Genomic DNA, 23,263 nt, shown 5'->3' with positions numbered 1-23,263 from the left:
AATTGGATTATAAAACGAGTTCTTAGGCTTTTTGTGGAAAGCAAAATCTATATCCGCGGCGACGAACTGTCTCGATTGTAGAAATATTTAGTGGTTTATCCATTTTTTGGCGGATTTGGTTGATTGCGACCTCGATTACATTTGGAGTTACTAGCTCTGGCTCTTCCCAAATAGCATCAAGTAGTTGCTCTTTGCTTACGATTTGGTCTGAGTGGCGAGCTAAGTGAGTTAGCACCTCGAAAGGTTTGCCTTTTAGCTCGATTTCTTGGCCAAGATATGTGATTTTCTCCTCATCTGGGTCGATGATAAGATCGTCGATTTTGATGATATTTGAACCGCCAAATCTAAGTCTAGCTTCAAGGCGAGCAACCAAAACATCGAAATCAAATGGTTTTTTGATATAATCATCTGCGCCAGCTTTTAGGGCTTTTATCTCGCTTTCTTTATCGTCTTTTGCAGATAGCACGACGACCGCTGTGCGAGCGAATTTTTGTTTTATAATGTTGATTAAATCGACGCCGCTGCCATCTGGTAACATCCAGTCGGTTAAAACTAAATCGTAATTTCGTATGCCTATGTAATATTCAGCGTCTTTAAAGCTTTCTGAGCTGTCTGTTTGGTAACCAAACTCCGCCAAACCCTCGGCGATAGTTTTGTTTAGAGTAACTTCATCTTCGACAATTAAAATTCTCATTGATTTTCCTTCGTAATAAAATTTGGCGTGATTGTAGCATATTTTAAGCCAAAATTCAAGTTTTTTTAAAGAAATTTTAAAAATTTATTTCGATTTGCGCACCGACTTTTGCGTCAGCTAAAATTTGGGTTTTGTAAATTTTCATATAGAAGTAATTCAGGCTTTTATACTGGGTTTTAAAGCTTTGGGCGAAGAAATTTAGCGCGTCTTCGACGAGCAAAAATTTCTCCCTCTCAAAGCTAAATTTTATAAATTCGCACGCCTTGGCGTAGTCTATAAATTCATCTGCGCCAAATTTTGCGCTTACTAAAATTTCTTGTTTTTTTTCTCTTTCGAAATCCAAAATTCCAACAATCGCGTCGAATTTCAAATCCTCAATCAAAACCCGAATCATATTACCCGTTTTTCCTCGCCACGAAGCAATCTTGCGATATTTGGAATATGTTTGTAAAAGACGATAAAAACTATGATAAAAATCGGCGCGTGAGTGTGGATTGCTGGCATATCTGCGTGGAGTATGTAGCTAGCCACAATTAGCGCGAGCGCCGCTGATAGCGAGGCTACGGACGAAATTTTAAGCACTTTGCCCACAATAAACCAAACAACAAGCGCAATGATTAGCTCGATTGGCACGAAGCATGCTAGCACGCCAGCGCCCGTGGCTACGCCCTTGCCACCGCTAAATCCAAGGTATGGCGAAAAACAATGCCCCACCACTGCAAACACAGCCATGCCCCAAAGCACATTTTCATCAAAACCCATAGCCCTCGCCACCAAAATCGGCACCACGCCCTTTAAAGCGTCACAAACCACGGTCAAAATCGCTAAAATTTTAGCCTTTTTGGGGTCTGTTTCTTTAAGCACTCGCAAGACATTTGTAGCCCCTATCGAGCCACTTCCAGCAGATTTGATATCAACCTTGCCAAAATATTTGCCGATAAGCAGTCCAAACGGCACAGCTCCTAAAAAATATGCTACCAAATAACACCAAAAATTTGAAGCAGCTAAAAGTCCTAAAATTATACCTTTAATCATTTTTTACCCTAACTCTTCCACAAAATCGAAATTTTCTCATCATAAATATCTGTTTTTTTCGGAGCCAGCGAGACTACGCCAAGCTCGATATTTTTGAGATCTAAGCTCTCTTTTAACTGCGCGATTTGCTCATCAAATCTCTCTTGTAGGGCCTGCATTTGTGAGTATAGCTCATCTACGCTAGCTTCTGCGTTTTTGGCTTCGTTGCGCTGGGTTAGCACGCGGTGAGCATTTCGCACGCCACTTACGGTTTTGCTAATCGTAGTCGCACTCGTGCGCGATCTGCCAAAAAGCGAGCCTAGTATCGCGCTTCCTATGCTAAGGGCTGCGTTAATTCCTTGGCTAGTAACATCGCTTTTTTCTTTTTCTAGCTTCTCTTCGGCGCGGTTTATGCGGGTTTGAAGCGTAGATTTTTCTTTTTCAAATTTAGCTAGAATTTCATCTGTTTTTTGCTCTAAAATTTCATTTGCCTTATCTTGCAGTCTTTGATAAAATTCCTCTTTGCTCTCATCTGGTGCGCTGTGCATATCAAGTGCGCTGTATAATTCTAGCCTTTGATTACGATAAACCCAGTCTTTGAAATTGCGAATAAAAGTGGCGAAATTTTTCGCACTAGCAATAAAGCTTGGCAAAGCGCAATACGACGAATCCTCTAACTCATCGCTTCGTATATTATCAATAGCCCTATCGCTCGCCTCGTCCCAGTTAATCTCGCTAGCATCAGCGATATCAAGCAAATACGCGTAATCCCTCGTGTATTCGCCCTCTTTGTCAGCATAGCGCACCTTGGCTGTGGCGTATAAATACGGGCTTAACTCGCGAGAGGCACCATAGCTGTAAATTTGCGAAATTTCATTTGATACGATTGGTTTGGCACTGCTTGCGCTTTTTACTTTGTTTCCAGTGCCACTCGCGCCTAGTGTGCCCTTTTTTTCGCTCATTAAATTTGAAATTTGCTCGTTGCTTAAAGGGCCTTTTAAATAGCTAAGCGCAAAGCGAGTTTCTATCGTTTTTAGGCTATCCTCGTTGATATTTTTGACCAAAAAATTTCGTTTTTTGAGATTTGAAATTTGCTCCATTAACGCGCTTTTATCTATCGGATTTGAACCAATTCCGCTAAGTCCGCCAATAACTCTTTCTTTATCTTGCGCAGTTTGTAAGCGACCGATAAACCAAGTGCCGATATTGCTAAGTCCCTTGTAGTCTAGATCAACAGGGTTTTGCGTGCTAAGAACGCAGCCTAGCCCAAAAGCGCGCGCTTGTTTTAGCAGGGTTAGCATAGGGGTTTTTGACGGTGGATTGCCATTTGGCGGGAAAAATCCATAAATCTCGTCCATATACAAAATCGCTCTAAGTGCGCTGGTGCCTTGCGTTTGGCGCATCCAATTAACCATTTCGTTTAAAAGCAATGTTACGAAAAACATTCTCTCATCGTCGTTTAAATGCGCGATACAAAAGATATTCGCCCTAGCCTTGCCACTCTCATCAAATAGCATTTTTGCGATATCTAGCCTCTCGCCCTCGCACCAAAGCTTGAAACTTGGGCTTGCGATTAGGGCGTTGATTTTCATAGCTAGCGCCATGCGTTTGTCGCTAGGGAAGAAGTTATTCACATCAAAAACGCCGATTTTATCAAATGGCGGAGTGATGATTTGGTTGATGAGATCGACCACGCTTACGCCCCTGCCCTCGCTGAAATTTGAACTAAAAATTTGAGAAATCAGCAAAAATTCTGGCGAGCTTAGATTATCGCTAGTAATGCCAGCTAGGCTAAGCACGCTAGAAGCGATACCGCAGATATAATTATTCATATCCTCATCGTTTAAATTTTTCGGCGCTTCAAAGTCGCTAAGCAGGCTAACTCCCAGCCCAGCACTTGATTTTGGCGTGTAAATTTTAAACTCGGCGCTGTTTTTAAGTAGCTCAACCCTGTCTAAATTTTGGTAAGAATTTTCTATGCCATTTCGCCACATTTGCGCAGTTTCGCTCGCCATTTGCTCCACGCTAAGGCCTTTATTCGCAGCCTCTGTTTCGTCGATATAAGGCAAAAAATCCTGTGCGCTCATATTTGGAAATGTAAGAGCTAAATTTGTCAAATCGCCCTTGGGATCGATGATGATAGACGGGATATTATCAATCGCGGCCTCTTCTAAAAGCGTGATTCCAAGACCTGTTTTACCACTGCCAGTCATACCGATGATTAGCGCGTGGGTTGTGAGATCTTTGTTTTTATACAAATACGGCTCAGAATTTTCAAGCCCCAAATAAAAAAGCTTCAAATTTTCTTGCAAAGTTTTCATAAATTTTCCTTCGTAAAATTTGGCGCATTATATCATTTAAATTTTTAAATTTAAATTTGCTACAATATCCTAAATTTAAGGAATTTATCAATGTTGGAACAAAAAATTAAAAACAATGCTAGCGGAATTTTGCTCTACGGTATCGTTCCGCCAAAAATCAGTTTCGAGCCCGAAAAAATCGAGCGACTTGGCGCGCTTTGGAGAGAGCGCATAACCTCCATGCCATGCGACGGCATAGTCATTTATGATTTGCAAGATGAGAGCGCAAGGACGAGCGAGGCGCGCACTTATGAATTCATCGAAACGCTAGATCCCGCACTGTATTACACCAAACACCTGCACGAGGTCAAACCCGCCATAATCTACCGCGCCGTAGGCAAATACGATGAGGATAAATTTGGCGAAATTTTAAATACAAGAGCGAGTAATTTTGGCGTATTTGTGGGTGCCTCCTCGAAATACGACGCAATGAAAATCCCGCTAAAACGGGCGTATCAGATAAAAAAAGAGATTGCTAGCGATTTGCATTTGGGCGGAATTTGCATAGCCGAGCGACACAAACAAACACGCTCCGAGCACCTAAAAATCGCGTCAAAAAGCATAAGCGGGTGCGAGTATTTCATAAGCCAAGCCGTCTATGACGCCGAGAGTGTGAAAAATTTCATAGATGATTATGCTAATCTTGGGTGCAAAAAAGTGCCTATAATCTTTACCTTCACGCCGTGTGGGAGCGAAAAAACGCTCGAATTTATGAAGTGGCTTGGAATTAGCGTGCCGGATTTTTTGGAAAATCGCCTAAAAACTAGCGCCGATATCTTGCAAAGCTCGGTGAGCCTGTGCGTGGAGCTGTTTGATTTCATCTACAAATACTCGCTTGCAAAGGGCATTAGCGTGGGGGCAAATGTGGAGAGTGTCAGCACCAAAAAGGCTGAAATCGAGGCCTCAATCGAGCTTTTGAAAAAAATCAAGGAAATAATCGTAAAAAGGGAAAATCTAGGAATTGGCGAAAAGTAAAATTCGCCAAAATTTAGCAGATTTGTGGCGCAAAATTTTGTTTAAATTTCACCCAAATTTTGCTAAATTTTGCGCCAAATTCGCCAAATTTACTCGTCCGAATTCTGCTCTGCTTCATCAAACATTTTTTGCACGCTTGGAGCGTTATTGGTTAGCTTTTTTATAGTTAGTTTTTCGGCTTTATCATTAGCTAGGCGCAGGTTATTTTCAGAAGATAAAAGCTCATTTTTTACCTTTTCTAGGTGGCTTATAGTTTTGTCGATTTCATCGATTGCCTTTTGAAATTTCTCGCTTGCTAGGCGGTAATTTTTGCCAAATTTATCCTTAAATTCGTCAATATTGCTTTTAAAGGTTTCGATATCTAAATTTTGGTTTTGATACTCTACTAGACGCTTTTTATCTTCGAGCGAATTTAGCGCAGCGTTGCGTAGTAGCGAGATTATCGGCAAGAAAAACTGCGGGCGGATCACATACATTTTCTCATATTTGTGCGAAACATCGACAATGCCTGTGTTATAAAGCTCACTATCGTTTTCAAGTAGCGAGACAAGCACCGCGTATTCGCAGTTTTTCGCCTTTCTATCTTTGTCTAATTTGGCAAAAAATTCCTCGTTTTTGTGCTTTGACGCGGTCGTATCGGACTCGTTTTTCATCTCAAACATTATCGAAATATACTCTACGCCGTCTTTGAAATCGCGAAATATAAAATCGCCTTTGCCACCCTCTTTGACCTCATTGTCTTTTTCAAAATAAGCGTTTGCAAATGCGGTGGTGCGGAGCTTCTCAAACTCCGTGCTACAATGGGTCTCCAAGCTCTCGCCAACCATTTTTGTCGATAATTTCGCCTTTAAATCCTTGTAATAATCTATCATCGCGTCTTTGTCGCTGATTGTTTTTTCGAAATTTTCACGCAAAATTTGCTCTTTTTCGACGAAATTTTTTTCTTTTTCGCTCAGTGTGATTTTAAGCTCGGAAATTTCGCTATCTTTGCTCGAAATAGCGTTGCTCACAGCCAAATTTTTCTCATTTTCACTTGCACTGATTTTGGCGTTTAACTCGGTAATTTTCTGGTTTAGCTCGGCGATTTTAGCCTCATTTTCAAGGGAAATTTTGCTTTTTTCAATCTCAAATTTTTGCGTCAAATTCTCATCTTTGCCTTTTAGTTCAGCCTGTGATTTCGCCAAAATTTCTTTAAGTTGCGAAATTTCACTATCTTTTTGCGCTTTTAAATTAGCGATATATTCTTTTGCCCTAGCGATTTCTTGGGATTTTACAAGCTCTAATTCGCTTTGAAATTTTGCGTTTTCGTTTTGCAATCTCTCATTTAAAATTTTCTCAAATTCGCTATTTCTGATTTGGCTTACGATTTTTTGGTATTCACTCTCATCAATTGCGAAAATTTCGCCGCAGTTTGGACATTTGATCTCAGACATGATTTTTCCTTTACTTTAAAATTTTAGTGAATTTTACAATAAGAATTCGACAATTAATGTCTAAATTTGATAAATTTTGAAATTTAAGCGTTAAATTTAAATAGCACAGAACCCCAAGTAAATCCCCCGCCAAAGGCGTCTAGCAAGACTAACGAGCCATTTTTTAGCCTGCCAGCCTCATAAGCTTCGTTTAGCGCCATTGGGATTGAAGCTGAGCTTGTGTTGCCGTATTTTTGCACGGTTACGACACATTGATTTTCCGTAAAGCCTATCTTTTCACGCACTGCCTCGATTATGCGCAAATTCGCCTGGTGCGGGACAAACAGATCGATATCGCTAGATTTTAAATTATTTTTTTCTAATGCCTCTTCGACCGATTTTATCAGCGTTGGAACTGCGATTTTATAGACATCTTGACCTCGCATTTTGATAAATCCAAGCTTATCGTCTAAAATTTGTTGCGAGATAGGATTTGCACTCCCTGGTGCTGGCGTGATCAAATAATCAGCCTTTGCGCCGTCGCTCGCGCTGTTTGTGTAGATTATACCCTCGCCCTCGCCCTCGCTCACTACCGCTGCGCCAGCACCATCGCCAAAAAGCACGCAGGTGCTCCTGTCGCTATAATCCGTAATCGCGCTTAGTTTTTCGCTTCCGACGATTAGTATATGTTTTTTCGCTCCGCTTTCGATAAGCGATTTTGCTAGGTCTAGCAAATATACAAATCCACTACACGCGGCACTTATATCAAACGCCATAATGCCAAATTTAAGCCCCAATTTATCAGCAATCAAAGCCGCAGTTGATGGCATACAAAAATAATCAGGCGTGATTGTAGCGCAAAGCACAGCGTCGATTTGCTCTGCTCTTAGCCCGCTTCTTTGAAGTGCCAAAGCAGCGGCCTTTGCGCCCATATCGCTAGTAGCCTCATTTGCATCTGCGATATGGCGCTCTTTAATGCCTGTTCTTTGGGTAATCCACTCATCGCTGGTATCGACCATACCCTCCAAATCGCGGTTCGTTAAAATTCTCTTTGGAGCGTAGGCGCCTATGGATACCACCGAAGCCTTCATCTTTATCCTTGGTTGTAGTTGCTAAGTTGGGTTTGGATAACTGAGTTTATATTTGAATCCGAAAATTTAAGCGCTTGAAAAATTGCGTTTTTTATCGCTTTTGGCGTGCTTTTGCCGTGGCTTATGATTACGCACTCTTTCACGCCCAAAAGTGGCGCGCCACCAGTTTCATCGTAATCGGTCGATTTTTTGATTATCTTAAATACTCGCCTCATCAAAATCGAACCAGCTATCGCAATCGGCGATTTTTTCGCCTCTTTTTTGATAAGCTTATTCATAGCACTGGCTATGCCCTCGCTGGTTTTAAGGACGATATTTCCGATAAATCCGTCAGTGATGACAACATCTACCGAGCCGTCGAAAATCTGATTTCCCTCGGCGTTGCCGACGAAATTTTGCATTTTTTTGAGTTTTGGGAAAATTTCTTTATTGACCTCGTTACCTTTGCTATCTTCTTCGCCGTTTGACAAAAGCCCGATTCTAGGGGTTTTAATCCCCATAATCTCTTTTGCGTAAGCCTCGCCCATAACGGCAAATTCAAATAAATTTTCAGGTTTGCAATCCACATTTGCCCCGACATCTAAAACCAGCGTTTTACCACCCTGACTAGTCGGAAAAAGCGTAGCAATAGCTGGGCGCGAAATACCTGGAATTCTGCCGATTCTAAGCGTAGCTAGGCTGTGCGTAGCCCCGCTATGACCAGCTGAGACCACGGCCTTACAGGTGCCATTTCTGACCAAATCTACTGCTTGATAAATGGTGGAATTTTTGCGCTTTAAAACATCCGTCGCACCCTCTTTCATCTCGAAAACTTCGTCAGTTTGGACATACTCTATGTATTTTTGAAATTCTGCCGGGATAAAAGGGGCGATTTTTGCCTCGTCGCCTACTAAGAAAGCTTTGAATTTTTGCTCTCTTAGTGCTTCAATAACTCCGCATACAATAGGCTCGCAACCGAAGTCGCCACCCATTGCGTCGATAGCAATCGACGTCATGGGATTAGTATTCTCCTGTATTTTTATTTACTCTGTGAGGAATCTTCCAGCTACCGTCTTTGTCTTTGACTGGCACAGGTAGAGTTACAGTGTAATGAGTTCTTCTTTTTGCTGCGCGAGTTTTACTCACTCTTCGTTTAGGAACTGCCATTTTTTCTCCTTTATAAAATTTATAATTCTTTACATTTGTCGCAATAAAAGTAGTCGCTTTTTATCGCTTCTACTTCGCTTTGTAAAATTTCATCTATGTCGATACTGCCCTCGAAAAACTCGATTACATCTAAGCTATCAGAGCCTTTATAAATCCCGTCGCTTAGCATCAAATCGACATTTTCGTCTAAACTTAACTCAAATTCGCTTCCGCAACGATCACAAATATATGGTACCGCTCCGCAAATTTGGGCGTTGCATTTATACAGGCTTTCTCCTGATTTGTGCAACTCGCCGCTAAATTTAACACCGCCACTTTGGGTATCAAATTTAATCGGCTCTTTTGTGATTTTTACAAAGCTAATTTTCAAAATTTTACCTTAGCAAATCTCTTTTTTAGCAAAGAAAAATGCAATCTCGATAGCTGCGTTTTCTAGGCTATCGCTACCATGGACTGCGTTTGCATCGATACTTTCGGCGAAATCAGCGCGAATTGTGCCTGGCTTTGCCTCTTTTGGATTTGTTGCACCCATTAGTTCGCGGTTTTTAGCTACTGCGTTTTCGCCCTCTAAAACCATAACCACAACCGGGCCACTAACCATAAAATCAACTAATTCGCCAAAAAATGGGCGATCTTTATGAACTGCGTAAAACGCTTTTGCGTCATCTACGCTTAATTGCAATTTTTTTGCTGCTGCTATACGCAAACCGTTGCTTTCAAATCTATCTATGATTTTGCCTATAACGCCCTTTTTTACGGCATCTGGCTTAATTATTGATAGTGTTTGTTGCATACGAACTCCTTTATTGTAAAAGGGTGATTATATCTAAAATAGGTTAAAATTTATTTAAGAATTAAATTTTCATGGCATTTAAGCCATGAAAATTTTGAATTTGTATTTATGCGACTACCGGAGTATCGCCACCGCGCAATTCTGCGCCGATTTCAGCTTTGCTTGGTTGTCCAGCGACAACTTCGCTCCAAACGATACAGCCGTCAGTTGGACAGGCGTTTGCACAGGCTGGTTCGTCATTGTGGCCTACACACTCTACACATTTATCAGCATATACATAGTATGTGTCTGCCCCTGTTGGGTTATCGCTATCATCAACAATCGCGCTAACTGGGCACTCATCGATACAAGAACCGCATGCTATACAAATATCAGTAATTTTTACTGCCATATTTTCTCCTTTATCAAAAAAATACCCTAAATAATAACACACTATTTTTAAAAAGTCATTAAAAATTTTGATTAGATTTGAATTTTATATTGCGTGTAAATTTGGTTTAAATTTTTTATAAGATAAAATGTGTATAATTCGCAAATGATAAATTTTATTATTAAGGAGAAAATATCATGTTAGTAACTACAAAAGCAGTAGATTTCACAGCACAAGCCGTTCTTGGCGACAACAGCATTGTAGAGGATTTCAACCTTTACAAAAACATCGGCCCAAAAGGCGCAGTTGTGTTCTTTTATCCAAAAGATTTCACATTTGTTTGCCCTAGCGAGATTATCGCATTTGACAAACGCTATAAAGAATTTAAAGATAGAGGCGTAGAGGTTATCGGCGTATCTTGCGATAGCGAGTTCGTGCATCTTGCATGGAAAAACACACCGGTAAATGAAGGCGGTATTGGCAAAGTCCAATTCCCGCTAGTTTCAGATATCACAAAAGATATCGCTAGAAGCTTCGATGTGCTTTTTGGCAATGCAGTTGCGCTAAGAGGCTCATTTTTGCTAGATAGCGACGGCACAATCCGCCACGCTGTCATCAACGACCTTCCACTTGGCAGAAATATCGACGAGATGATTCGTATGGTAGATACTATGCTATTTACTAACGAGCACGGCGAGGTTTGCCCAGCTGGCTGGAACAAAGGCGACGCTGGTATGAAGGCTAACCCACAAGGCGTAGCCGAGTATTTAGGCAAAAACTCAGACAAACTATAAAACTCCAAATTTGGCGCAGCCCCCTGCGCCAAATTTATCACGCAAACGCGTGCGTATGGGGCCTTCCCCCTAAGGCTCCACCTTTATGTATCCCCATAAAATTGAAATTTTAAGAGAGCCTTTAAAAGCTCTCTTTTTTCATTTAAAATTTACTATTTTCAGTTAAAATCTCGCTTTTTTAAAAAGGATAATTTATGAAAAAAATATTTTTCGCACTTTGCGTGGCATTTAGCCTAAATTTCGCCGTATCACTTGATCCAAATTTAGCACTGAAATTTGACGCCAATGTCACCACAGGCACGCTAGAAAACGGCCTAAAATACTTCATACAGCAAAACCCCGTCCCCAAAAACAGCGCATATTTTTACCTAAATGTAAATGCTGGCAGTATCGACGAAAACGACGATGAGCAAGGATTTGCGCACTTTGTCGAGCACATGGCGTTTAACGGCAGCGAAAATTTCGACAAAAACGAGCTAGTCAAAAAATTAGAAAGCCTAGGCGTGAAATTTGGCGCAGATTTAAATGCCCAAACTAGCTTTCAAAACACGACCTACAATATCCAAGCAAGCGTGAGCGATGAAAATTTAAACGACATTTTCACGGTGTTTAGGGATTACGCTAGGGGCGTGAAATTCGACCCAGCCGAGGTCGAAAAAGAAAAAGGCGTGATTTTAGAAGAAGCAAAAAAGGATTATAAAACTAGATTTTACGAGCAAAGAGCCAAGTCTTTGTATCCAAACTCGATCTTTCAAAGGCGCTTCCCAATAGGCAAAAACGAAGCCATAGCGGGCGCGACGAGTGCAAGTTTGCGGGCGTTTTATGATAGAAATTATGCGCCAAATTTAATGAGCGTCATCGTCGTGGGCGATGTAAATTCGACGCAAATCGAAAATTTAATCAAAGCCAAATTTAGCGATTTAAAACCTCGCTCTAAAAAAATCGCGCGCGATACGAGCCTGCAAAAATTCGGCGCAGGTTATGCAAACATCATAGAGCCCCAGATTGGCACAAATGCCGTAAATATCGTGTTTGCCGGCGAGCACAGCCCCTTAAACAGCGTAGGCGAAATGAAAAAAGCCTGGCTTGATACCTACATCGCAAAACTTCTTAGCCTTAGCTACGATGCCCTAAACATAGGCGCGAAAATCCCCCTAAAAGCGGGATTTGATAGCGATGATTTGTTTGGTGAGCGCAGACTTTACTCGTTTGGCGCAAACATTTTTGATTTCGACGCAAATGCCACGCTGACTAGCCTATTTAGCGCGATTAAGGGCGCTAGGGAGCATGGATTTTCGGCTGGGGATTTTGAGAGTGCAAAGGCGGAATTTATCAACTCCGTCCAAACCAATCTCATCAAAAACGATACGCAAAATAAGCAAATTTATGAAATTTTGGATTTTGTAATAAACGGCAACACCAAGCTTGGCAAGCAGGATAAACACGATTTAAGCCTTGCGATTTTGGGCGAAATTTCGCTTGGCGATGTCAATGAATACTTTAAGCAAATCACGAGCGGAGCGCACTTTACGGAGATAATTTCGACGAAAGATCTAAATTTAAGCGCAGGGGAAATAGATAAAATTTATCAAAACGCAACCCCGTTTGATTTTAGCAAAAACGGCCTGGGCGAGAAAAAACTTTTAGAAAACGAGCCTTCGCCAGCCAAATTTAGCCAAAATTTCGACAGTGACAAAAACATAACCACGCTAAATTTCGATAACGGCGTCAAGGCGATTTTAAAGCGAAATTTGGGCAAAAAAAATAGCATACAAATCAGCGTGAAAAAACTAGGCGGAATTTCGAATTTTGCGAGCAAGGCTGAGGCTGAAATTTTAAGCGCATTGCTAAATTCAGGCACTATTGGCGAGTTTAACGAATACGAGGCCAGGAGGCTAACTAGCGGGTTTAACTACTCTTTGCGCTTTGGTATAAACGAGCTTTCTAGCGGGTTTAGCGGAGAGTGCGCTAGCAAGGATTTCGAGGCGATGATGAGGGAGCTGTTTGTGAAAATGAGCACGCCAAAAATCCACGCAAATTCGCTAGAAAAATACCAAAGTAGCGCCATCTCTAACCTTGCGCTCAGAGATGAGACGATAGATTTTCGCTTCAACAAACAAATCGTAAATTCGCTATTTAGCGGGGATTTGCGCTTTAAGACTCCGCTTGAAATAAGCGATGTAAAAAGCGCGAATTTAGCGCATTTTGGGGGCTTGGCAGATAAAATTTTCGCTAATGGGGGCGAGTATTTGTTTGTGATAAGTGGCGATTTTGACGAGGATAAAATCACCGAAATTTTAGCCAAATACGCAGGAAATTTAAAAGGCAAAGCTGGCAGGGGCGAAATCGCCCAAACAAAGCTTAGCGCAAACGCCGTAAAAATCGAGGAAAACTACGGCGATAGCGATAAAAGCGAGGTTAGAATGATTTATCTAAACTACGATTTGAGCGAGTTTGACATTTTAAACTCATACAAGCTCAAAGCCTTCGAAAGTGCCGTAAAAACGCAAATCACCGAAAAAATCAGAGAGGCCAAAGGGCTAATCTACTCAGCCAGCGTGAGTGCCTCATACGCGCAGTTTCCACAGATAAAATCTGGGTTAAATATCTCGTTTTCGTGCAACGAAAAGGACAAAGAAACAGTAATCGAGGGAATCAAAGAAATCGTCGCCGATATCGCGCACAACGGCACTAGCGCAGATCAGCTAGAAAATTTCAAAAAAGCGCAAATTTTATCTATGAAAAGAGCCAGCGAAAACAACGATTTTTGGCTAAGCAACATCGCTTCGCACGAGCTTTTCGGCTATCCGTTTTACGATGATGAAATTTATGCCGCGCGCATAAACGCCCTTAGCAACGAGGATGTGAAATTTGGGGCAAATTTAATCGCAAAAGAGCCGTTTATCGCGATTTTAAATCCGAAAAAGTAAGTAAATTTAGCCTTTTAACGATACTGCGCGCGCCATAAATTCGGCAATTTGCGCAGTGTCGAAATTGCTAAATTTACCATTTCCAAATAAACTCAAAGTGATTAAATATCGCTTTGGGTTACATTTATAAATATTCTTTACGAATTTTGTCTATATTTATATTTTTTCTTGTCAAAAAATATTTTTTAATTTCCAAATAATCATTTTTGTTAAAAATATAAATCGTGTAAAATTCAGAATTAAATATAGTTGCATTTAGGGCTGATTTTATATCTGGCGATTTTGGTTCATCTATAACAATATTTAAAAATGGCGTAAAACCTTTTAAATTTCCGTTAATTTTATAAAAAACTAGAATTTTTACAATCAAAATTCCAAGATAAAAACAAATAAATAGTGTGATAAAAACCACTATATATTTGCTTGTTAGCATTAAATAAATAAGAATTGCCATAAAAAAATACTTAATAACTTTTAATTCTCCTTTTAAGTGCCAATTCGTAAAAAACGGCTTACAAATATAATTTTCTACATTTGAAAGATAGGTAATACTTTTTAATTTTAATCCGTCATAAAATTCAATGGAATTATTTTTAAAATGTATCGTTGATTTGCTGTTTTCTACATATAGTATGTATGTAATGATAAATTCTGACGATAAAATAAATATCATCATAATGCCAAATGAAATAACACCGCTTATAGTTTCATATTTATCAAATAAGCTTCTAATACTAAGCGCGATAGTTAATGCAAATAAAAACGGAAATATAAATAGATTATAGACAAAAAATCTCTCATAGCTTTTGATAATTAACGGCTCTTTGTCGTAATCTCTTTGCATAAATTTATAATCTTATCGCCCTAGACATTGCGTTTAAAATCAAATTTTTATCAAATTTATTGTCATAAAAAAGATTAAACGCTAATGCGCCTTGGTTGATTAGCATTTCGCGTCCGTCTTTTGTGCGAACGCCGTGAGTGCTAGCCAAATCCAAAAACGGCGTAATCTTGCCATAAATTGCGTCAAATGCGAATTTTGCTTCTTTAAAAACAGCGTCTAAAATTTCGGCTGGGGCTGGTAAAAAATCATCTTTTAGCCCTGCACTTGTGGAATTTACGACTAAATCATAGCTTTGAAATTTGAAATTTTCATAGGTATAAAAATTCTCGCATTTAAAATTTTCTGGCTCTTTTTCGCTGCGGTTTAAAATGTCAAATTTAACGCCATTTTTCGCCAAAATATAGCCAATCGCCCGTGTCGTGCCACCAGCGCCCAAAACAAGCACGCGCTTTAAGCTTCCAAACTCCCTAATCGCCTCGTAAAATCCGGGCGCGTCAGTGTTGTATCCGTAAAATTTGGAGTTTTTTCGCACGAGAGTATTCACTGAGCCGATCTCGCGCGCCGCCTCGCTTAGCTCGTCGCTTATCCTGTGAGCTTCTAGCTTAAAAGGCACGGTGATGTTCGCGCCATTTAAACCTAAATTCAGAAATTTTTGTTTCAAATCCGTGGCTGTTTCTAACAAAACCCGCCCATAAAAGGCATCAAGGCCTAGCTCTTTAATCGCTAAATTGTGCATTAAAGGCGATATGGAGTGGGATATCGGATTGCCAAAAACGGCAAATTTGTGCATTATTTCACTCTGTAAATGTATGCGCCACTATTAACCGCACGCATGTCGCTAATAGCCTTGTTTAGCTCTTCTCCACTAAATGGACCGACCAAAATTTTAACCACATCTTTGCCATTTACTTGGGTTTTTAAACCCACTGGATTATAGCCTTTGGCTGTGATTTTGCGCACATCTGAGCTATTTGGATCGTAAGAGTTCGAAGCGAAAACTTGGATATAATTTCCAGCCCCCACGCTCGAATTCGCAGTTTTTGCCGCGGTGCCTACTTTGGCAGGTTCTTTTTTAGGCTCGATTTTTGGAGCCTCTTTTTTTACCTCGGCTTTTTTGATTTCCTCTTTTTTAGGTTCAGGTTTTTTCGCCTCTACCTTTTTAGGCTCATCTTTTTTGACCTCAGCCTTTTTCACCTCTGCTTTTTTAGGCTCGGTTTTTGTAACCTCTTTTTTAACTTCGGCTTTTGGGGCTTCTTTTTTGATTTCAACCTTTGGAGCTTGCAAGTGCTCTTTTACGGTTTTTACCTCTTCTGGTTTTGGTTCTTCTTTTTTAACCTCGATTCTTTGGACTACGACAGGCTTAGGCTCTTCTTTGACCTCGGGTTTTTTAATCTCTACCTTTGTTTGAGAGGCAGTGTTTTGTATCACTGGCTTTGGCTCATCTTTTACTTCGCTTTTGATTTCAACTTTTGAAATTTGAAGCTCGCTTGGTTTTGGCGCAGGGGCTGGCTCTACCTTTGGAGCTAGGGTTTGAGGCTGCGCGTTAGAAGTATCACTGCTAACCACATTGATCTCTGGCTCTTTTTTTACCTCTTCTTTTTTAGTAAGTTCTTCTTCGCTAGGCATTGTTAGGGCTGCGTTTGTGTCAATGTCGTTTTTGTTGATAGCTTTCATTATTATAAGAACTATCAAAAACAAAACTATAATTCCGGCCGCAATAGTCAAAAGCTTTTTTAGGCTAGCTGTGCCGTCTCCTGGCGCTCCGTTCATAGTGATATCGCTCATATCAAATTTATCTGTCATAATATCTCCTAAAAATTTATTTACCCTTTTTAAAAAATTTAACAAATCTTTTAAAAGGGGCAATAAGGCGCACGAAGCGCCTTAAAATCAATACATCGCTTTATCGTAAATGATAAATTTATGTGCCAAATCAACAATCTCTTTTTTAACTTTTGCTTGAAGTTCGGTGTTTGTTATGTCGCTAAGCACATCTGCGATTTTATTTGCAATAAACTCAAACTCAGCCTCTTTCATACCACGAGATGTCAGAGCAGGGCTTCCGATGCGAATTCCGCTTGTTACAAATGGACTGCGAATCTCGCCTGGGACTGTGTTTTTATTTACGGTAATTCCAGCGTTTCCAAGAGCTATATCGGCGTCTTTTCCGCTAAATTCTTTATTTAAAAAGCTTACTAAGATTAGGTGATTATCCGTGCCGCCGCTTACTAAATCAAATCCCCTTTTTACCAAAGTTTCGCCTAAAATTTTTGCATTTGCTTTGACCTGTTTTGCATAAACTTTCCACTCAGGGCTTAGATTGTGTTTAAAGCCAACAGCCTTTCCTGCGATGACATGCATTAAAGGACCGCCTTGAATGCCCGGGAAAATAGAGCTATTGATTTTTTTAGCGAATTCTTCATCGTTTGTCATGATGATACCGCCGCGTGGTCCGCGAAGTGTCTTGTGAGTGGTAGAGCTAACTACATGGCAGTGCGGGAACGGATGAGCGTGCTCGCCAGCTACAACTAGCCCTGCGATATGCGCAACATCGGCAAAAAGATACGCACCCACGCTATCTGCGATTTCTCTAAATTTAGCAAAATCTATCTCCCTTGTATAGGCACTTGCGCCACAAACTATCATTTTTGGTTTTACGATATTTGCTATGTCTGCTACGCGGTCGTAGTTTATGCGACCATCTAGCTCGACGCCGTATTCAAAGCTCTCGTAATACTTTCCGCTACTTGAAACCTTTGCGCCGTGTGTTAGGTGTCCGCCGTGGCTTAAAGACATGCCCAAAATTTTATCACCCGGTTTTAAAAACGCTCCATAAACGCCTTGATTTGCTTGTGAGCCTGAGTTTGGCTGAACATTTGCAAATTCGCAACCAAAAAGTTTTTTACATCGCTCAATAGCGATTGTTTCGATTTCATCGACAAATTCGCAGCCGCCATAATATCTTTTGCCGGGATAGCCCTCTGCGTATTTGTTTGATAGCACTGAGCCCATTACCTGCATAACTTCTGGATATGTAAAATTCTCGCTTGCAATCATCTCCAAATGGTCACATTGACGAGCCAACTCTTTATTCATCAAATCAAAAATTTCTTTATCAAAATCTGCCAACATTTTTACTCCTTATCTGAATTTAACGGCTTCATAGCCGGAAATAAAATAACATCGCGAATCGATTTTTTATTTAGCAAAATCATCACAAGCCTATCTATGCCTAGTCCCCAGCCAGCAGTCGGTGGCATAGCGTAAGATAGGGCACGCACATAGTCTGCATCCATTTCGTGCGCTTCGTCATCGCCTGCATTTTTAGCGTCGATTTGCGCTTTAAATCTCTCGAATTGATCAAGCGGATCGTTTAGCTCATTAAATGCGTTTGCAATCTCCTTGCCAGCGATATATAGCTCAAATCTCTCGGCGATTTTTGGATTTTCGTCGCTCCTTCTTGCAAGCGGGCTAATCTCGATAGGAAAATCCACGATAAAGGTCGGATCTATGAGCTTGGCTTCGACATAATTATCGAAAAGTTCGCTTTGCAAGTGGCCCAAATCTAGCTTTTCATTGACTTCGAATTTATCAGCTCTAAGCTTTGCTAAAATTTTGTCTTTATCATTTATAATCTCAGGATCCAATCCGCCTATTTCAACCAACGCGTCAAGGTATTTTATGCGCGCAAAAGGCTTGGTAAAGTCGATTTCAAGCTCGTCGTATTGAAGCTTTTTATCAAGCCCTAGTTTATCCATCACAGCCCAGATTAAATTTTGTGTCAGATCCATGACATCATTATAATCATGCCATGCCCAGTAAAACTCAATGCTGGTAAATTCGGGATTGTGCGTTAAATCCATGCCCTCGTTGCGGAAATTTCTATTGATTTCAAAAACAGCTTCCATACCGCCTACGATTAGACGTTTTAGATAAAGTTCAGGTGCGATTCGCAGGTATCTATCCACATCAAGAGCGTTGTGGTGCGTGATAAAAGGCTTCGCGTTTGCGCCACCTGCGATTGGGTGCATCATCGGAGTTTCGACCTCCAAAAATCCATGCGCCTCGAAAAAGTTGCGAATTTCACGGATTATGACAGAGCGTTTGATAAAATCGCTTCTAACCTCTGGGTTCATTATCATATCGAGGTAGCGTTGGCGGTATCGCATTTCGATATCTACTAGGCCGTGGAATTTCTCAGGTAGTGGAGAAATCGCTTTTGAAGCTAGTTTGATATTTGAAGCATGTATCGAAAACTCACCAGTTTGCGTGATAAAGGCGTATCCTGTAACGGTGATGATATCGCCTACTTCGAGATTTTTCTTAAATTTAGCGTAATCTTCCTCGCCGATACTGTCGCGCGAATAATAAATTTGAATATTTCCGCTTTCGTCTTCAATATTTGCAAATGTCGATTTTCCCGCAACTCTTTTTAGTTTCAAACGCCCTGCTAAAACGACAATCTCATCTGATTTTTTTTCTTCTGTATTTGCAATACTAGCGAATTTCTCACGAAATTCTACGATTTTCATATCTCGCTTTAAAAAATGAGGGTATGGATTTACCCCTAAATTTCGCAATTCGTTTGATTTATCTATTCTTTGGATTTCTAATTGTGAGTCGAACAAATTATTTCCTTTTTGCCGCGCAATCAGCGCAGATTCCGTAAAGCTGCATAATATGGCCAGTTAGGACAAAGCCATTTTCTTTGGCGATTTGGATTTGTTTTTTCTCGATACTAGCGTCGCGGAATTCGACGATTTTGTTGCAACTTTTACAGATTAGGTGATCGTGGTGTGGTTTGTTTGCAAGTTCGAATTTTTTGCCTTGCGCGCCGAAAGTAATCGATGTCGCCATGCCTGATTCTTCGAGCAAATTTAGCGTGCGATACACTGTGGCGATACCTACATTTAGCTCAGGATTTTTCGCCTTGATCTCGCTGTGCAAAGCCTCTGGCGTAAAGTGCGTATTGCTATTATAAAGCGTTCTTAGCAAAACCTCTCTTTGTTTTGTATATTTTAAGCCATTATCGCTAAGTGCTTTTTTAAATTCAAGCAAAAGCGCGTCAAATTCTAAATTTTCGATTTTAGCGTCCATTACAATCTCCCTTCACTTACATTTAAATCCAAGCTTTGATTGATATCAAAAACCTCGTTTGAAATATTGTTTTGAATTTCTGTCATATTATCTTCGCTTGGGGTTAAAATTTCACTAGCTTTTTGCTCTAAACTTTGCAAATTTTCTTTGACTACTGGGTCGTCTTTTAAATCCATAATCCACTTGCCCACGCTTAGTAGCACCGGAGCGACTGCGCTAGTTTCGAAAAATTTCTTTGTCTGCTCATTTAGCATCATAGGACCTCTTGCAAAGGTTACGATAACGGCAAAAATTAAGAAAATTTTAGCCACGCTAAATGCAAATCCACCGATTCTATCGACAAATCCTAGCCCACTCCATTTAAAGAGTTTTGAGATAATTTCGCCTAAAATCAGGCAGATAATCCACACGCCAAAAAGCACAGCCAAAAATCCGATTAAAGTCTGAGTAGTATCGCCGGAGAAAATTCCATTTGCATTTTGCAATGCAGGGACTTTGCTAGCTATCCACGCTCCCGCCATCTCTTTGTAGCGCACAGCGATCCACAAACCACCAATCAAACCTAAAATTCCAAAAATTTCCTTCATAATGCCATTTGTAAGGCCTCTTAATCCAAAAAGGATTATCAGACCCACTACAATGGCGTCAAACCAATTTATACCTTCCATGATTACGCACCCACAACGCCGATAAGCTCTTGTAAATTTGTAGAATAGCGCAATGCCGTTTCTTTGGCAATTTGATTTGCTCTGATTGCCTTAACCATAGCCTGTGTTTGCGTAATCATACCAGTGCTTTGTTGGTTAAGTTGCATTTGTGAGTAAATTTGATGAACTTTGTTTTCGCGGATTAGGTTGGCAACCGCGTTGTTGTTAATCAAAATTTCATGCACTGCGATACGACCGCCACCAAGCTTTGGAAGCAAAGATTGCGAAATAACCGCAGTTAGTGAAACCGAAAGCATGTTTCTAACTTGAAGTTGCTCGCCACCGTCGAAGCTATCGATGATACGGTTGATTGTTTGAATCGCTGAGTTTGTGTGAAGTGTGCCAAAAACCAAGTGTCCTGTCTCAGCCGCAGTAATCGCAATAGAAATCGTCTCCCTATCACGCATCTCACCGACTAGGATAATATCAGGGTCTTCACGAAGTGAGAATTTCAAAGCTTGCGCATAAGAGTGGGTATCCGTGCCGATATTTCTGTGAGAAAATAGAGATTTTTTGTTTTGATGCACGAACTCGACTGGGTCTTCAACCGTGATAATGTGCTTGCGCTCTTTTTCGTTGATTTCATTTAGCATAGCCGCCAAAGTCGTTGATTTACCAGATCCTGTCGGACCAGTGACTAAAATCATACCCTTTTCGCGTTTTACAACCTCTTTAAAAATGCTTGGGGCTTTCAAATCATCAAGGCTAGGGATATCAATAGGAATAATACGAAACGCAGCGGCCAAATCGCCGTTCATAGTGTAATAGTAGTTTCCACGAAAGCGTCCGATATTTGGCAACTCAATCGCGAAGTCAAGCTCTTTGTTTTCCTCTAAATCGCTTTTTTGTTGATCTGTAATCATCGCATAGCAAATATACTCGATATCACTTCCACTAAGGCTATCCATAGCCAAAGGACGAAGCGTTCCATCTATTCGGATTTGCGGTGCTGAGCGAGAAACTAGGTGCAAGTCAGAAGCTTTATTAAAAACAACTGTCTTTAATAAGGTTTCGATATCTACTAAATTTTTTCTTGGATCTTCCATACTTTTCCTTTCTAATCAATAATTTTAGGCACTACAAAATAATCACCCTCGCTTGAAGGTGCATGCCCTAGGATAATAGAGCGAACATCGCTAGCGCGTGGCTCATCCTCGCGAAACGGAGTTCCGCCCTTTAAAGTAGTTATAGCTACTTCCTCACCATCTAATTTTAATTCGTTTAAAATTTCGACAAAATCTACTACCTTATTTAACTGACCGATAAACTCATTTCGTTTTTCATCAGGGATTTTTAAAGCAGCTAATTTTTCGAGCCTTGATAATAAAATTTCATCTATTATCATAAATTTTCCTTTTCTGATAAATGCGACATTATATCATAAAAATTCTTGTCTTTGGGCATATTTAAATTTTTTTATGCTACAATTACCGCCAAATTTAATCACAAAAGGATACTACTTTGGCTTTAAAAGACGACATCGAAGGCGTTAAAAAAGAAATAGGCACAGAAGAGCAGTTTTTAGAAGGCGTTATCAAAAGCGAAATTTTCATTAAAAAATACAAAAAACCTTTAATCTTTTTTGCTACCCTTATAATGGTGATTTTCGTAGGATACTGGGCGAACGAATTTATCCAAAATTCTCGCATAAACAGCGCGAACGAGCTATACTCAGAGCTTTTAGAGGCGCGAGATGACGCAAAACTAGCCAAGCTAAAAGACAAAGATTTCAATCTATATGCGTTATATATGCTAAATCACGGCACAGCCGATGATTTATCGGCTCTTGGAAACGATAGCAAGGTCGATTACTTGCTAAAAGAGATTATCAGCGTGCAAAACGGCAAACAAAGCCCGCTTTTGCTTAACGATTACGACGCTATCGTCAAGGGATACGAGCTTTTGAAAACAGGTCAAATCGAGGCCGCAAACGCCGAATTTGACAAAATCGCCATAGATTCGCCAGTGCGAAATTTAGCGTTAAATTTAAAACATTACAAAGGAAATAAATAATGAAAAAATCAATCATATTCACACTTCTGCTTTCGTTTTTATTTTTCGGTTGTTCGACCAAACGCCAGTATTTCGACCCAGGCGATGACAATATCACAGGCGAAATGGCCTTTAACGGCTCGCTTCCAGCTAAGATTGTCTATGCTGCCAAAGAGGGCGCCACACTGTCAAACGGCGCAGTTATCACCAAATCAGGCGTAAATGAAAATATCAAACTTAACAAAAACGAGCGATTTTTAGGCGAGTATAATGGAAATTTCATCGTCACAGACACAAACGGCACGACTAGGGTTTTGGGTAGCGATGGTAGTGTGAAATTTGAGCGAGATCTCAAACGCTATGCCCTAAGTGGCGCGATTGATGGCGATGATTTAGCGCTTGTGATGAGCGATAATAGCGTAATGCTCTTTCGCCTAAGCTCGGGTGCTATGGTGCTAGATGATAAAATCGGCGACGCATTTGCCATAGATTCACGCACAGCCGCTCCGCTTTTTATCAACCAATTAGTAGCCTACCCAGCACTTGATGGCCTGGTAAATATCGTAGAGCGCACAGGCGGCCGCTCTGTGAGGGATTTCGTCGTATCAAATCAACCATTTTTTAACAACATAACCACGCTTCAAGCCCGTGGCGACGACCTTTATGCAGGCACAGGCACAAGGCTAGTTCTCATCAGCCCAAATGGCAACAAAACCTACAACCGCGACATTAGAAATGTCCTATTTGACGGCGATAGAATCTATCTTTTGCTAAAAGACGGCACGGTCGAGCTTTTGGATAAAAACCTAAATTTAATAAAATCTCGCAAATTTACCTTCGCTCAGCTATTAGAGGGTGTATTTAGCGGAGAATACCTTTATATCGTAGAGCGCACAGGTTTTGTTATCCGCACGGATAAAAATCTGCAAAGCGAGGCGATTTTTGAGCTAAATGATGAGATTGACTCTCGCGCATTTAGCGCAAATTCATCATTTTACTACGATGATAAAGTGCTAAATTTTGCTAAGTAAAATTTCCAATCTC

26 protein-coding genes are annotated in these 23,263 nt (G+C 40.5%); 6 read left to right on the top strand and 20 right to left on the bottom strand.

Annotated elements, in window-relative coordinates:
- Positions 1 to 22: 22 nt before the first annotated feature.
- From hsrA to OFO07_RS07540, 4 genes are all read right to left on the bottom strand, one after another.
- Entirely contained in the window at positions 23 to 694 is a 672-nt protein-coding gene (gene hsrA, locus OFO07_RS07555; RefSeq protein WP_270859722.1) for a homeostatic response regulator transcription factor HsrA, read from the bottom strand.
- Positions 695 to 770: 76 nt separating this feature from the next.
- Positions 771 to 1,088, bottom strand: a complete 318-nt coding sequence (locus OFO07_RS07550; RefSeq protein WP_270866595.1) for a dihydroneopterin aldolase — start codon at positions 1,086 to 1,088, stop codon at positions 771 to 773.
- Entirely contained in the window at positions 1,085 to 1,729 is a 645-nt protein-coding gene (plsY, locus tag OFO07_RS07545) for a glycerol-3-phosphate 1-O-acyltransferase PlsY (RefSeq protein ID WP_270859724.1), read from the bottom strand. The genes OFO07_RS07550 and plsY overlap by 4 nt, the downstream gene beginning before the upstream one ends.
- An 8-nt stretch (positions 1,730 to 1,737) precedes the next feature.
- Positions 1,738 to 4,029, bottom strand: a complete 2,292-nt coding sequence (locus tag OFO07_RS07540; protein ID WP_270871515.1) for a helicase HerA domain-containing protein — start codon at positions 4,027 to 4,029, stop codon at positions 1,738 to 1,740.
- Positions 4,030 to 4,119: 90 nt separating this feature from the next.
- Between OFO07_RS07540 and OFO07_RS07535 the strand changes: the two genes are divergently transcribed.
- Positions 4,120 to 5,043 carry a methylenetetrahydrofolate reductase gene (locus OFO07_RS07535; protein ID WP_270871514.1) on the top strand — a complete coding sequence of 308 codons (924 nt, stop codon included), beginning with the start codon at positions 4,120 to 4,122 and terminating at the stop codon, positions 5,041 to 5,043.
- Between the two features lie 89 nt (positions 5,044 to 5,132).
- Here the strand turns inward: OFO07_RS07535 and OFO07_RS07530 are convergent, their stop codons facing one another.
- The 7 genes from OFO07_RS07530 to OFO07_RS07500 form a co-directional block, all read right to left on the bottom strand.
- Positions 5,133 to 6,476 carry a DUF2130 domain-containing protein gene (locus OFO07_RS07530; RefSeq protein ID WP_270871513.1) on the bottom strand — a complete coding sequence of 448 codons (1,344 nt, stop codon included), beginning with the start codon at positions 6,474 to 6,476 and terminating at the stop codon, positions 5,133 to 5,135.
- Positions 6,477 to 6,559: 83 nt separating this feature from the next.
- Positions 6,560 to 7,546, bottom strand: a complete 987-nt coding sequence (locus OFO07_RS07525; protein WP_270871512.1) for a beta-ketoacyl-ACP synthase III — start codon at positions 7,544 to 7,546, stop codon at positions 6,560 to 6,562.
- A 2-nt stretch (positions 7,547 to 7,548) separates the two neighbouring features.
- Complete coding sequence (plsX, locus tag OFO07_RS07520) at positions 7,549 to 8,541, bottom strand: phosphate acyltransferase PlsX (protein ID WP_270859729.1); 993 nt, start codon at positions 8,539 to 8,541, stop codon at positions 7,549 to 7,551.
- A 4-nt stretch (positions 8,542 to 8,545) separates the two neighbouring features.
- Positions 8,546 to 8,692: a 50S ribosomal protein L32 gene (gene rpmF / locus OFO07_RS07515; protein WP_270859730.1), complete on the bottom strand. Its 147-nt coding sequence runs from the start codon at positions 8,690 to 8,692 to the stop codon at positions 8,546 to 8,548.
- Positions 8,693 to 8,711: 19 nt separating this feature from the next.
- The gene (locus tag OFO07_RS07510; RefSeq protein ID WP_270871511.1) at positions 8,712 to 9,062 is read right to left on the bottom strand and encodes a YceD family protein; all 351 of its coding nucleotides are present in this window, start codon (positions 9,060 to 9,062) and stop codon (positions 8,712 to 8,714) included.
- Between the two features lie 9 nt (positions 9,063 to 9,071).
- Entirely contained in the window at positions 9,072 to 9,485 is a 414-nt protein-coding gene (gene ndk / locus OFO07_RS07505; protein ID WP_270859732.1) for a nucleoside-diphosphate kinase, read from the bottom strand.
- A gap of 106 nt (positions 9,486 to 9,591) precedes the next feature.
- The gene (locus OFO07_RS07500) at positions 9,592 to 9,876 is read right to left on the bottom strand and encodes a DUF362 domain-containing protein (protein ID WP_270859733.1); all 285 of its coding nucleotides are present in this window, start codon (positions 9,874 to 9,876) and stop codon (positions 9,592 to 9,594) included.
- A gap of 176 nt (positions 9,877 to 10,052) precedes the next feature.
- Between OFO07_RS07500 and OFO07_RS07495 the strand changes: the two genes are divergently transcribed.
- Together OFO07_RS07495 and OFO07_RS07490 are read left to right on the top strand one after the other, a co-directional pair.
- Positions 10,053 to 10,649 (top strand): peroxiredoxin, encoded by a 597-nt coding sequence (locus tag OFO07_RS07495; RefSeq protein WP_270862741.1) that lies wholly within the window; start codon positions 10,053 to 10,055, stop codon positions 10,647 to 10,649.
- Between the two features lie 194 nt (positions 10,650 to 10,843).
- Positions 10,844 to 13,579, top strand: a complete 2,736-nt coding sequence (locus OFO07_RS07490) for a M16 family metallopeptidase (protein WP_270871510.1) — start codon at positions 10,844 to 10,846, stop codon at positions 13,577 to 13,579.
- Positions 13,580 to 13,703: 124 nt separating this feature from the next.
- Here OFO07_RS07490 and OFO07_RS07485 read toward each other — a convergent pair whose 3' ends face one another.
- Positions 13,704 to 14,033, bottom strand: a complete 330-nt coding sequence (locus OFO07_RS07485; RefSeq protein WP_270871509.1) for a hypothetical protein — start codon at positions 14,031 to 14,033, stop codon at positions 13,704 to 13,706.
- Between the two features lie 127 nt (positions 14,034 to 14,160).
- Here OFO07_RS07485 and OFO07_RS07480 point away from each other — a divergent pair, with 127 nt between their 5' ends.
- Positions 14,161 to 14,364, top strand: coding sequence for a hypothetical protein (locus tag OFO07_RS07480; RefSeq protein WP_270871508.1), 204 nt, complete (start codon positions 14,161 to 14,163; stop codon positions 14,362 to 14,364).
- A gap of 63 nt (positions 14,365 to 14,427) precedes the next feature.
- On the opposite strand, the gene OFO07_RS07475 is transcribed toward OFO07_RS07480, so the two are convergent.
- The 8 genes from OFO07_RS07475 to gatC form a co-directional block, all read right to left on the bottom strand.
- A complete protein-coding gene (locus OFO07_RS07475; RefSeq protein WP_270871507.1) occupies positions 14,428 to 15,213 on the bottom strand; it encodes a shikimate dehydrogenase in 786 nt (261 codons plus the stop codon).
- Entirely contained in the window at positions 15,213 to 16,226 is a 1,014-nt protein-coding gene (locus tag OFO07_RS07470) for an SPOR domain-containing protein (RefSeq protein ID WP_270871506.1), read from the bottom strand. Before OFO07_RS07470 ends, OFO07_RS07475 begins: the two co-directional genes overlap by 1 nt.
- A gap of 87 nt (positions 16,227 to 16,313) precedes the next feature.
- Entirely contained in the window at positions 16,314 to 17,555 is a 1,242-nt protein-coding gene (locus OFO07_RS07465; protein ID WP_270871505.1) for a serine hydroxymethyltransferase, read from the bottom strand.
- Positions 17,556 to 17,557: 2 nt separating this feature from the next.
- Positions 17,558 to 19,051 carry a lysine--tRNA ligase gene (gene lysS / locus OFO07_RS07460; RefSeq protein WP_270871504.1) on the bottom strand — a complete coding sequence of 498 codons (1,494 nt, stop codon included), beginning with the start codon at positions 19,049 to 19,051 and terminating at the stop codon, positions 17,558 to 17,560.
- Between the two features lies 1 nt (position 19,052).
- Positions 19,053 to 19,520 carry a Fur family transcriptional regulator gene (locus tag OFO07_RS07455; RefSeq protein ID WP_270865390.1) on the bottom strand — a complete coding sequence of 156 codons (468 nt, stop codon included), beginning with the start codon at positions 19,518 to 19,520 and terminating at the stop codon, positions 19,053 to 19,055.
- Positions 19,520 to 20,188 (bottom strand): CvpA family protein, encoded by a 669-nt coding sequence (locus OFO07_RS07450; protein WP_270871503.1) that lies wholly within the window; start codon positions 20,186 to 20,188, stop codon positions 19,520 to 19,522. The genes OFO07_RS07455 and OFO07_RS07450 overlap by 1 nt, the downstream gene beginning before the upstream one ends.
- A 2-nt stretch (positions 20,189 to 20,190) precedes the next feature.
- Positions 20,191 to 21,273 (bottom strand): type IV pilus twitching motility protein PilT, encoded by a 1,083-nt coding sequence (locus tag OFO07_RS07445; protein WP_270859742.1) that lies wholly within the window; start codon positions 21,271 to 21,273, stop codon positions 20,191 to 20,193.
- Between the two features lie 11 nt (positions 21,274 to 21,284).
- Positions 21,285 to 21,572 (bottom strand): Asp-tRNA(Asn)/Glu-tRNA(Gln) amidotransferase subunit GatC, encoded by a 288-nt coding sequence (gene gatC / locus OFO07_RS07440; RefSeq protein WP_270859743.1) that lies wholly within the window; start codon positions 21,570 to 21,572, stop codon positions 21,285 to 21,287.
- Positions 21,573 to 21,688: 116 nt separating this feature from the next.
- Between gatC and OFO07_RS07435 the strand changes: the two genes are divergently transcribed.
- Positions 21,689 to 22,240 (top strand): hypothetical protein, encoded by a 552-nt coding sequence (locus OFO07_RS07435; RefSeq protein ID WP_270871502.1) that lies wholly within the window; start codon positions 21,689 to 21,691, stop codon positions 22,238 to 22,240.
- Positions 22,240 to 23,250: an L-seryl-tRNA selenium transferase gene (locus OFO07_RS07430; protein WP_270871501.1), complete on the top strand. Its 1,011-nt coding sequence runs from the start codon at positions 22,240 to 22,242 to the stop codon at positions 23,248 to 23,250. Before OFO07_RS07435 ends, OFO07_RS07430 begins: the two co-directional genes overlap by 1 nt.
- Positions 23,251 to 23,263 lie beyond the last annotated feature (13 nt).

The sequence above is a fragment of the Campylobacter sp. JMF_06 NA1 genome (assembly GCF_027737785.1).
Taxonomy (GTDB): domain Bacteria; phylum Campylobacterota; class Campylobacteria; order Campylobacterales; family Campylobacteraceae; genus Campylobacter_B.
This window is presented reverse-complemented; position numbering and strand designations above follow the sequence as displayed.

What these genes read in the sequence shown, in the direction of transcription:
- OFO07_RS07535 (WP_270871514.1), top strand. Translation starts at nt 4,120, where the DNA reads ATGTTGGAACAAAAAATTAAAAACAATGCTAGCGGAATTTTGCTCTAC.
- OFO07_RS07500 (WP_270859733.1), bottom strand. Translation starts at nt 9,876, where the DNA reads ATGGCAGTAAAAATTACTGATATTTGTATAGCATGCGGTTCTTGTATC.
- OFO07_RS07550 (WP_270866595.1), bottom strand. Translation starts at nt 1,088, where the DNA reads ATGATTCGGGTTTTGATTGAGGATTTGAAATTCGACGCGATTGTTGGA.
- OFO07_RS07485 (WP_270871509.1), bottom strand. Translation starts at nt 14,033, where the DNA reads ATGGCAATTCTTATTTATTTAATGCTAACAAGCAAATATATAGTGGTT.
- OFO07_RS07465 (WP_270871505.1), bottom strand. Translation starts at nt 17,555, where the DNA reads ATGTTGGCAGATTTTGATAAAGAAATTTTTGATTTGATGAATAAAGAG.
- OFO07_RS07430 (WP_270871501.1), top strand. Translation starts at nt 22,240, where the DNA reads ATGAAAAAATCAATCATATTCACACTTCTGCTTTCGTTTTTATTTTTC.
- hsrA (WP_270859722.1), bottom strand. Translation starts at nt 694, where the DNA reads ATGAGAATTTTAATTGTCGAAGATGAAGTTACTCTAAACAAAACTATC.
- OFO07_RS07450 (WP_270871503.1), bottom strand. Translation starts at nt 20,188, where the DNA reads ATGGAAGGTATAAATTGGTTTGACGCCATTGTAGTGGGTCTGATAATC.
- OFO07_RS07480 (WP_270871508.1), top strand. Translation starts at nt 14,161, where the DNA reads ATGGAATTATTTTTAAAATGTATCGTTGATTTGCTGTTTTCTACATAT.
- OFO07_RS07490 (WP_270871510.1), top strand. Translation starts at nt 10,844, where the DNA reads ATGAAAAAAATATTTTTCGCACTTTGCGTGGCATTTAGCCTAAATTTC.
- plsY (WP_270859724.1), bottom strand. Translation starts at nt 1,729, where the DNA reads ATGATTAAAGGTATAATTTTAGGACTTTTAGCTGCTTCAAATTTTTGG.
- OFO07_RS07445 (WP_270859742.1), bottom strand. Translation starts at nt 21,273, where the DNA reads ATGGAAGATCCAAGAAAAAATTTAGTAGATATCGAAACCTTATTAAAG.
- OFO07_RS07540 (WP_270871515.1), bottom strand. Translation starts at nt 4,029, where the DNA reads ATGAAAACTTTGCAAGAAAATTTGAAGCTTTTTTATTTGGGGCTTGAA.
- OFO07_RS07495 (WP_270862741.1), top strand. Translation starts at nt 10,053, where the DNA reads ATGTTAGTAACTACAAAAGCAGTAGATTTCACAGCACAAGCCGTTCTT.
- OFO07_RS07475 (WP_270871507.1), bottom strand. Translation starts at nt 15,213, where the DNA reads ATGCACAAATTTGCCGTTTTTGGCAATCCGATATCCCACTCCATATCG.
- rpmF (WP_270859730.1), bottom strand. Translation starts at nt 8,692, where the DNA reads ATGGCAGTTCCTAAACGAAGAGTGAGTAAAACTCGCGCAGCAAAAAGA.
- OFO07_RS07525 (WP_270871512.1), bottom strand. Translation starts at nt 7,546, where the DNA reads ATGAAGGCTTCGGTGGTATCCATAGGCGCCTACGCTCCAAAGAGAATT.
- OFO07_RS07470 (WP_270871506.1), bottom strand. Translation starts at nt 16,226, where the DNA reads ATGACAGATAAATTTGATATGAGCGATATCACTATGAACGGAGCGCCA.
- plsX (WP_270859729.1), bottom strand. Translation starts at nt 8,541, where the DNA reads ATGACGTCGATTGCTATCGACGCAATGGGTGGCGACTTCGGTTGCGAG.
- gatC (WP_270859743.1), bottom strand. Translation starts at nt 21,572, where the DNA reads ATGATAATAGATGAAATTTTATTATCAAGGCTCGAAAAATTAGCTGCT.
- OFO07_RS07455 (WP_270865390.1), bottom strand. Translation starts at nt 19,520, where the DNA reads ATGGACGCTAAAATCGAAAATTTAGAATTTGACGCGCTTTTGCTTGAA.
- OFO07_RS07530 (WP_270871513.1), bottom strand. Translation starts at nt 6,476, where the DNA reads ATGTCTGAGATCAAATGTCCAAACTGCGGCGAAATTTTCGCAATTGAT.
- ndk (WP_270859732.1), bottom strand. Translation starts at nt 9,485, where the DNA reads ATGCAACAAACACTATCAATAATTAAGCCAGATGCCGTAAAAAAGGGC.